Annotated in this window: 7 protein-coding genes and 1 pseudogene; all 8 read right to left on the reverse strand. The window is 35.4% G+C overall.

The annotated features are described in order from the left end of the window. Positions 1 to 209: 209 nt before the first annotated feature. Positions 210 to 1,079: a DUF5672 family protein gene (locus DW862_RS25110; RefSeq protein WP_120071082.1), complete on the reverse strand. Its 870-nt coding sequence runs from the start codon at positions 1,077 to 1,079 to the stop codon at positions 210 to 212. Beyond that, on the reverse strand, positions 1,076 to 2,806 hold the full coding sequence (locus DW862_RS25115) for a thiamine pyrophosphate-binding protein (RefSeq protein ID WP_120071087.1): 1,731 nt from the start codon (positions 2,804 to 2,806) through the stop codon (positions 1,076 to 1,078). Before DW862_RS25115 ends, DW862_RS25110 begins: the two co-directional genes overlap by 4 nt. A gap of 38 nt (positions 2,807 to 2,844) precedes the next feature. Further along, positions 2,845 to 3,741, reverse strand: a complete 897-nt coding sequence (locus tag DW862_RS25120) for an acyltransferase family protein (protein WP_371414146.1) — start codon at positions 3,739 to 3,741, stop codon at positions 2,845 to 2,847. Positions 3,742 to 3,939: 198 nt separating this feature from the next. After that, positions 3,940 to 5,049, reverse strand: a complete 1,110-nt coding sequence (locus tag DW862_RS25130) for a polysaccharide pyruvyl transferase family protein (protein WP_120071097.1) — start codon at positions 5,047 to 5,049, stop codon at positions 3,940 to 3,942. A 3-nt stretch (positions 5,050 to 5,052) separates the two neighbouring features. Further along, positions 5,053 to 6,588, reverse strand: a complete 1,536-nt coding sequence (locus DW862_RS25135; RefSeq protein WP_120071101.1) for a lipopolysaccharide biosynthesis protein — start codon at positions 6,586 to 6,588, stop codon at positions 5,053 to 5,055. A 1-nt stretch (position 6,589) separates the two neighbouring features. Next, positions 6,590 to 8,002 carry an undecaprenyl-phosphate glucose phosphotransferase gene (locus DW862_RS25140; RefSeq protein WP_120071105.1) on the reverse strand — a complete coding sequence of 471 codons (1,413 nt, stop codon included), beginning with the start codon at positions 8,000 to 8,002 and terminating at the stop codon, positions 6,590 to 6,592. A gap of 19 nt (positions 8,003 to 8,021) precedes the next feature. Beyond that, entirely contained in the window at positions 8,022 to 9,155 is a 1,134-nt protein-coding gene (locus DW862_RS25145) for a chain-length determining protein (protein ID WP_120071110.1), read from the reverse strand. 15 nt (positions 9,156 to 9,170) lie between these two features. Then, positions 9,171 to 9,719: pseudogene (locus DW862_RS26565) on the reverse strand (capsule biosynthesis protein); the annotation flags it as partial.

Consider the following 9,719-nt stretch of genomic DNA (forward strand, 5'->3'; position numbering starts at 1 on the left):
CAAAGATATGGCGGCTAACAACTTATGTCAAGGCGGAAAATAGAATGGTTACTTCAAATCCTTATTCCGTTCACCTATTTTTTTTGACCGGAAAATAATATAAGAAAAAATCTCAATTATCTACCAAATTTTATTAAACATCACATATTGCGTCCTATCTACTTCAGACCTTATAATCCCTCCAACATCCCCCTAAACATACAGAAGTATTAAATGCTTATTTGTATGTATTTACTCCAAAAAGTATCAAATTCCCACTTTTCAAAAGCATGACATCCGAATGGTAATTTTCCATTCAAAGCATATAGATAAGATGGATTCACTTCTAAAGAAAATAAAGAAGCTTCCGTACACGATGGCAAATTTACTTTTACTCCCCACGCATGTAATGCCCATTCACTAAAATAGATATCCTCATTTACTATACCCGATTTAATAAAATGATTCGATGTATTCCTAACTCCTAGCGTCTTTAAAAATATTATATAAGCAACAAAAGGAAACAAATAAAATTTCTTCCAGCCCCCTCTTAACTTTTCTGCTGAATATATTTTCCATAAATAACCTGGAGTTAAATAAGGAAGCCATTTCCATCTCTCAAGCAACTTTATACAATATTGTATTCTACGCAAAGAAAAACCTCCATTACCTACACCTAACATTTCCTTACTATACATAGGAAATTCTCCTTGAAGAGATATATTCTTAAATAAAGGACTACCAATATAATCATATCCTTTCTCGCACCACATTTGCAATTCATCACGGAACACCCACGCGTCTAACTGATATATTAGCATGTAATCATAATTACGAAATGCCGAATAAAAATCAATATTATAGCACAGCTTATTGTAACCTGTTACAGAAGCAAAAAAGTGGCGTTCAAAACACTTAACCTTAATTTCTTTAGAATATTCTTTTGCTATTCCCTTATAGACAGTTAAGTCCAATTCCTCATAAGTTACTAGACATAAATCAAAACTCTTAAGAACTTTAATACATTGTCTAAAAGAAGCCAATTCTGTTAGTTTAGGAACAGCTTTATATACTGGGATAACAACAATACAACTATTCACTTCTTTATCAAATCTTTAATAAACTTGACCCCCTTTTCACCAACTGTATTCTTTATCCCCTCTTTAATTTGATGCTTCATAGAAGCTACATTCGCCATTATCTTCAAGGCTGCATTTTCATCAATATCCCGAGTAAAAACCTCAAAAACACAGGAGTTACTAATAACTGGATTGACAAAAGCTTCCATATTTGCTAAAAAAGTCTCCTTAGTGTTTGCTGTAAGATAATCCATGCCTAAATTACGCGCATAATCACGAACCAGTGTTGGTGACTGATTCCCATAATGTCCAGCTGCTGCAATATATTGATTTACATCCTCTTCAAATATATGACCAGGATTCAGATGATGAGTAAACTCACATCCCTTACCGTTATTCACTAAAAGAATACGTAAATTATTATCCAAATGTCTATTTCCCAACGCATTCATATCATAGAAAAAGGCTAAATCACCTATAACACAAAAATGAAGCTTGTTCGGATTAACCAGCGATGCTCCTAACAAAGAAGATAATATACCATCAGTACCAAATCCACCAACATTACTTGCCGAGTGGATTGAATTTGATACCTCAAAGAAATTCCATGAACGAAGCGAAGTCAGAATGCCAAAATGAATAATTGAAGATTCCGGTATTTCAGGTGCCAAAGCTTTTGCCATCCACACATTGGAAAAAGGAAGTTCAGGTAATTCATCATATATTTTGTTATAATCCGCCTGGCATTCTTGTATAAAAGAAATACCCGGGCAACAATCTTTGTTTGCGTAGGATTCAAAAAAATGCTTATCACTCATTTCAAAAAGATAAGTAAGCTTACCATAACGGTCACGCAATTGTCCATCCTCATTTACACGCCAAACTTCTTTAGCACAAGTTCCCATATTGAAATGATCACCTGAAATTTCACCCAAATGGATCAGTAAACGAACATTATCCAAACATTTAGCTCCTTTCAAGGAAAGCAATGCATCCAACTGTCGAAAACGCCCTTTATAACCACTTGTATGATCACAAAAAACGACTGCATTGTGGTTTTCACAGAAACGATCAATGCTCATTGTTACATCTTCAGTAAACGCTCGATGAGAACCTATAAATATAGCTATCCGCCCCTGCGGTAATGTAGGTAATTCATCATCATATGAAATACGTTTTACCACCTTAACAGGAGGTAAACAAGTCACTGAAAGATCACGACTATACACCGTTTCCAAATTTATATGCGCAGGCCCTCCACCGTGAAGTGTCAAAGCCGAAATCGCTTGATTGATTTTCAGAGCAGCACTATCAGCATCTTTATCATCACGAACTGTAGGTATATAAGTACTAAACGTTAAAATATCATTCGGATGTACACTACGATCGGTTACTTGATCATATAGATTGCCCAAACGACGTAAATCCTGAGTTCCTGTTACTACCAGAATAGGCAATTTACGATAGTATGCTTCTGTTAATCCAGGCATATAATTACGAGCTGCTGTTGCTCCTGTACAAGTAATCATAACGGGTTCACCCGATTCTTCTGCCATACCGCAAGCCATATAGGCCGCAGAACGTTCATCTACCGATGAATACATTTCAAAACTTCCATCATACATTAATGAAGCATTCAACATCATATTTGTAGTACCTGGTGAAGTAATAACCCGTTTTATATGATGTTCTTTAAGTAGCTTAACAAGAATCTGTATCCCTTTTTCACTTGAATAATGAGTATTCATCTTTATACTTTATGTTATTTATAAAACTTTCAAAAATATCATTCGAGTGGAGAGTTAACTCTTCTTCCTTTCTTCAATTTTCCTATCTTTTCTACAAATAGTGATTTAAAGTTTTCTACAAACAAAGCTATAAAAGAACCTATAACAAATATCAATAATGCTACAACAAACAAAGCAACATAGCCATGTTCTTCATATAAAGTCCTAATATAAGTAACCCTATAATAGATAAAAATAGATGTCGTATGCAAAAGAAATACACCAAATACCCCTTTAGCCAATTTATTAATCAATAAATTATTCACCTGTATAACAGAAAAAGAAAGAAATAATCCTACAGCAGATAAGAGTACAAATGGATTATTATAACCAAAATACTTCTGAGACAAACTTTCTCGCCAAGGAACAAAATGAGTCAATAATAAAAAGCCTATAACTAAAGGAACCACACACAACAGCCACAATATATAGCCATGTGATGCCCATTTTTTGTAAAAAGGATACGAGCTGCAATATCTCAAATAACGCCCCATTACATATAAATAAACAAAATTTATAGCATTATACCCATTAGTATTTAATACCCCCACACAATATCCAAACAAAACATTAAAAACCGTCAATAAAATAATGAATTTGCCCAATGTCTTTATATCTATATTTTCAAGTGCCCGTTCTACTAATGGAATCATAAGCAAAAACATAATAAAAGCCGTGACAAACCAATTATTAAGAAAATTGCAGCTAAAAAATAATTCATGCCAACTGAACGGATATCCAAACACAAAAATGCACAACAAATTTGCTATCAAACAATATATCACACAATCAACAATAAGTCGAACTATTTGTGACCATATTCTTTTTACACCAAACCAACCACTGATCAACAAAAACAGATTCACACCACAAATTGATAAACTATTGATTATCAACCCAATACCCCCCCCCTAAAACGTCTTCATTTATATTAAAAGGATGAGTATAGCCACAAGTTTGTGCACTTCTAATAACTAAATGGTGGCAGATAATCAAAAACATAGCTACCAGCCTCAATAATTCAAAATTCGATTTTCTTAAATTATTGTGTTTAAGTATTTTCTCCTTATTATTCATAAAAAAGCATTGGTTAATTATTCTTCAATAGCATTCCTTAGATAATCAATACATTCTTCTCGGTCATGAATCACTTTTAAGTTTATCAACTCATAAGAAATAGGTTGATAAAGTTTCAAATCTTTATTCTCATATATGTGATGATCCAATCCATAATGCTCAAGAACATCATAAATACGCGAATTTTGAGATTTCTCGTCTGTATCTTGAAAACGTTTCAAAGCGATAAAATCTTTCTGCAAATTGATAGAAAGTGCTATCGCATGAAAAGAATCTGTACAAATGAAAGAAGCACAAGACAGTAAACGAACAAATTCCTTAGGTCCGGCAGCTTTGTATATTTGTGCATAAGGTAATTGCATATGTTTATTTTCCAAAGACGGAATAAGAATCACTTTTTCTATACCTAAGTGCTGTTTTATATCCTCCACTTGCTGCTGATACGAAGGATTATTCCCCACCAAATAGCACAGAATAAAACGAGACGGTATTTCAATCTCAATATCAGCCGTCATTGCAAAATCCAACCATTGAGTAGATGAAAGCAAAAAAGTCGGGTCAGACACTTGAACAATATCAGTTCTTTCCAGCAATTCACTAATAATGGGAACAGCAGTCTTTTCACGCACACCAATATGGCTGAATTTTGTAAGCAATTCCTTTACAACTGACTTATACGCTGGAGGGATATCACTCGTACCCATACTTGAAGCATAAGCAATCCTTTTGACATCTCCCGCAAAATCTAAAAAATAGAAAGGAGCAAAACCATTGTAACAATTCCAAATCTGATCACTGCCAGTAATAAATATCTGCGTTTCTTGAAGCAAACCTTTATACTGTCCATTAGTCTTAATTATCTGATGACAATAATTCTGTTTATTAAACTTGCGTATTTTTTTCTGTTTTTTTGAGAAATACTCCCCTTTGAGCATCTGTGATAATAAAGTCCGACCCAACATCAACCATTTATAGATCCTCCTTCGAAAAGTAAAATCATCAGGGGTAAAGCAATGAAGTATTGATACGTCATACCCCATTTCACGAAGCTTCATATGTAATGCATAAGACTGTAAACTTGTACCAAAATTGCCAGTACCAAGCCAAGTCACGATACAAACTTTCATCTATTATTCCTTGCTATAAATATGATATAACTTATTCCTTATAAAACCTATCACCTCTACACGTTCAGACTTCTGCATACCTATATAAAACATAGATACTACTAGTGATAAAGTACTCACAAATCCCACTGATATCAAACGTAAAAATCCTTCATCCATAATATTAATTAGTATTATCGGCAATATAAACGACAATACTGTAACGAAAACGATGCGCCCTATCACCTGCTTCAAGAAAATATTAATAGGAAAACCGATTTGTTTATTCATAAGAATAAGACGTACATAAACAAGACAAGTGTAAATTACGATATATGTTACATAAGCCGAATATGCAGGCCATCCCAAATAAAATAAAAAGTATGAAATTGGAAATACAAGCGCTCCTATTAAACTCATATATATATAGTATCTCCGAATATGACCTATGGCTTGGGCAAGAATTGTTAAAGGAGCCCCCGGAAGATCCACTAATATTCCCAACATCGTTAGCTGCCAAAACACAACTGTTTGATCCGGAAATTCTTTCAACCACAAATGAAGTATATAATTTGCCTCTAATACAAATGGTATGAAAAAAAAAAGCATTAAACAATATGAGTACTTAGCTCCTTGACGTACCGTAGAAAAACAAATATCAAGATTATTTTCTGCATAAGTTTTAATAATTTGGGGATTAAGTGCAGTAGTAAAATTATTAACAAATTGCCGAACTACATTACCTGCCTGATTAGCGATTCCACGAGCAGCATTTACCGTAACGCCAAAAAACATATTAGACAATATATCCACTCCATTTGTACCTGTTAAATAAGCTCCAGTCCCTAAGAAATTCCACCCCGCAAAACCTAACATATTCTTCAACAATGATTTGTTCAACACAAATACATATCTACACTCTGCAAATTTATGTGTGCAATACCAACCATAGATCAGACGTATCAATAATGAAACCAAGGCAAGAAGAAATGCATAAAAAATCAATTTATCAATAGGTGATATAAACAATAAATAAACAACACCTAATTTCAATGATGCTTCTAATAAAGATATATATGCAAACACATCCATCTTTTCATAGGCTACAATTAAAGCATTATATGGTAAACTAATGAGATTGACAACAAATGTAAATAACGAAAACTGCATAACCCAATTTGCAGCATACAATCTATCCGATGGAATATTCAATCGATAATTTAGAAACCATACACCTACTAATTCTACCAACAGAACTATTATAAGAGAAATTATTATTTGTATATTAAGGCTCATAGAAAAGACTGTACGTAACCTTTCCATATTATGGCATCCTAATTCAAATGTGATATAACGTGTAATGGAATTTGATAATGATGCGGAAAAAACAGAAAACATCACAACAAATCCTCCAACCACATTATAAATACCATAATCTTCTATTCCTAATACATCTAAAATTACTCTTGATGTATATAAACCGACACACATAACTATAATTGTGCGCACATATAATAATAACGTATTTTTAACTAACCGTTTACTGTTATGATTTTCCATCTTAATACGCATTCTTCTCCCCCACAATCACATTCGCCACAGTCTTATAAATGATATATATATCAAGCAGCATTGTCCAATGTTCCATATACCAGATATCAGCCTTAACACGTTCCTCCATCTGCGAAAGTTCCCTCGTTTCACCACGGAAACCATGTGTTTGAGCCCAACCGGTTACCCCTGGTTTTATAAAGTGCCGTACCATATATTTATCAATCAAACGAGCATAAGTCTCCGTATGGGCTAACATGTGAGGACGGGGACCTACTATCGACATATCACCCTTAAAGACATTGATAAACTGGGGAAGTTCGTCTATATTAGAACGACGTAGGAAGTTCCCAAAACAAGTTTTTCGGGGATCATCAACCGTAGCCTGTTTGCTGTCAGCTTCATCATTCACTTTCATAGAACGAAACTTGTAACACACAAAATCCACACCATTCAAACCTGTACGCATTTGCTTAAAAAATACAGGACCGGGAGAAGTCAACTTTATGATACTTCCAACTATGAGATAAATAAAGGGGAAAACAGTAACCAGAAAAAGACCGGAGAAAACAACATCAAACATCCGTTTCAACATACGGTTCTCCATCTTACCCAAAGGTTCATAACGCAGATTCAAGATAGGCATATTGCCAACCATACTGTGCCAAATACGACGAGGAAAACCTTTACAGACATTAGGAACACCATGAAAATAAAGAAGATGGTTTTCACAGTGATTCATAATAGAAAAATTATAACGTCCCTCCTCCATCGATAAAGAACAAAAAACATGCTTGATTCCTGGGTGGGCGAACATAAAATCTGAAAAATCGTCGGGATTACCTAGATAGGAACATTGGGAGGAAAAGGCTTCATTCGGTTTTATATCAAAATAGCCTACGACCTCATACAGCGAAGACGCCAGAGAACTCTCCATCTCCTCATACAACACCTGCATATTGTTACCTCCTCCTATAAAAACAGCATAACGCCTATGCTTGCCCTTAGCACAATAGACTATCAGGAAATGGCGAATAATAATGCGATAAATACTTAAGATGACAAAGAGAAAAGAGAAATATGCGACAAAGAAAAGAGGAGAATAGATAGAGATTCCACTAAAAGTCATGATACATGCCCAAAAGATGGAAAAAGCTATAATATTCTTCAACACGCGCAATACTAGTTGGTCGGGACGAATTCCCCGACTGTCCCAAACCTTCCCGCGAGAGCTGGAACAGGCCAGATAACAGAGACTTAACGAAGTCATCATCCAGGAAACCCTACAAGAAAAAGGTAAAGAGACAAATACTTCTTCCCAAAAGAAAAGGAGAAAGAACAATACCAGATTCAGAATGACCAAGTCTCCCAGAACTGCTACATATTCTATAAATTTATTGATTTGACTGGTGGTTGATACCATATCACATTAAAGATTGATTTTAGGCACATACTTCTTTGAACTTATTCAGAAAATCTTTTCCGAATAAATTCCAAAAAATAACAATACAAACTGATAGAAAAATAAAAGCTAAAACATATACCTTTCTACTGGTTCCCGAAGGTTCCAAGGGGACAACAGCAGGCTCTACAACAGCAAACACAGGTTTTTCTTCCTGAACTTTAGCCCTGGCAACCTGAAGCTGACCGGCAACCTGACTGTATACTTGATAAGCTAGACTCATATCATTCTGCAGACGTTCCTGTTCGGCACGAACACTCTGCAAAATTAGGTTATCATGAGAATCCAGATAGTCTGCGTATTTCTTCTGAGCAGCATAATATTCTTGCTGACGTTCTTTGAAAAGTTTCTCCAAATAGATACAATCCTCTTTTGCCTTAAAGGTACGGTAGTCTATTATATATTCCTGCAGTTTCTTCACTACGGAATCGGCTACGACTGCAGCAACCTTAGGATCCTGAAAAGTTGCAGTAACGGAAGTCATTGAGGTTTTCTTATCCACAGAAGCGGTTATCATTTTCTTTAGAGCCGCAATTTTCTTCGATTCCTTCTTTGAAAGCTCAATTGCGCCCTGACTTGTTTTATCAAAAGATGTAATTTCATCTTCCTCAGTAAACAAGGACTTTACTCCACCAATTACCATACCGGGAAACCCGATTACATAACTCCACCAGGGAGATGTTTCTTCATCTAAATAAGTATTCAATGTCATGACTTCATTCTTTGTTACCGGTATATCCATTGCGGAAAGCTCCAGTAAAAAAGGAGTAGAAGATACGATATCAGCTGATAAGGAAGCATTTAATGCATCAGTACCATCTCCCATAGTAACTCCACTTCCTAAAAAGGAAGCAGCCAAACCGGATAAGCCACCCTCTTTGTTATTACCCATTTCCGGAGAAAGAGTAACTTCAACCGTATACTGCTTAGGGATACTGATTGCAACAATAACACCAATCACCAAACCGATACCAGCCGCTTTATAGACCTTCTTACGAATACCTATAACCTTCCGAAGAAGATCCATCAAATCAATTTCGACCTCATCATCATTCTGATTATTATGCAACAGTTTTGTTTCCTTTTCAGATGTTTGTTCCATCAAAGTAGACATAAATAAAGGTATTCGTTATTTCTTGATTAAATTAGCAATAGAGGCAATCATCATTCCCAAGGAGCTGAAAGAAGTGGCATATCCCAGGATTTCTCCCATATTAGTACGCTTCTTTGATTTACTAGGAACAATGATCTCACAACCAGGCTCGATCTGTTTCTTACCGCTACCTTTAACCTTAGTTACCTGACCATTCATATAAACAATGAACTTCTTGCTCTTCTTCGCATTGTCTGAATAACCACCGGCCTGATTCAAATAATAATCGATATTCTTACCAGCTATATAAGAAACGGTATTAGGAACCATGACAGCACCGTTAATTGTTACCGTATTAGTATTCTTCGGAATAAAAACCACATCACCTTCACGAAGAACCAGATCTGATGCACTGCCAGGATTAGCTATAGCTTTCTCCAAATCAATGCCGACTGTAAAATGATCTTCCACACGGACGCCCAAAGAATCCATCATAGCCTCACCCAACTGTCGACTCATCAAACGGATCACATCTCCCATACGTTTCTTCTCACCTGCAGTAGCAACACGAGTCAACTTGGCACC

This window comes from Bacteroides sp. AM37-9 (assembly GCF_003603455.1).
Lineage (GTDB): Bacteria > Bacteroidota > Bacteroidia > Bacteroidales > Bacteroidaceae > Bacteroides > Bacteroides xylanisolvens.

What these genes read in the sequence shown, in the direction of transcription:
- DW862_RS25115 (WP_120071087.1), bottom strand. Translation starts at nt 2,806, where the DNA reads ATGAATACTCATTATTCAAGTGAAAAAGGGATACAGATTCTTGTTAAG.
- DW862_RS25140 (WP_120071105.1), bottom strand. Translation starts at nt 8,002, where the DNA reads ATGGTATCAACCACCAGTCAAATCAATAAATTTATAGAATATGTAGCA.
- DW862_RS25145 (WP_120071110.1), bottom strand. Translation starts at nt 9,155, where the DNA reads ATGTCTACTTTGATGGAACAAACATCTGAAAAGGAAACAAAACTGTTG.
- DW862_RS25135 (WP_120071101.1), bottom strand. Translation starts at nt 6,588, where the DNA reads ATGGAAAATCATAACAGTAAACGGTTAGTTAAAAATACGTTATTATTA.
- DW862_RS25130 (WP_120071097.1), bottom strand. Translation starts at nt 5,049, where the DNA reads ATGAAAGTTTGTATCGTGACTTGGCTTGGTACTGGCAATTTTGGTACA.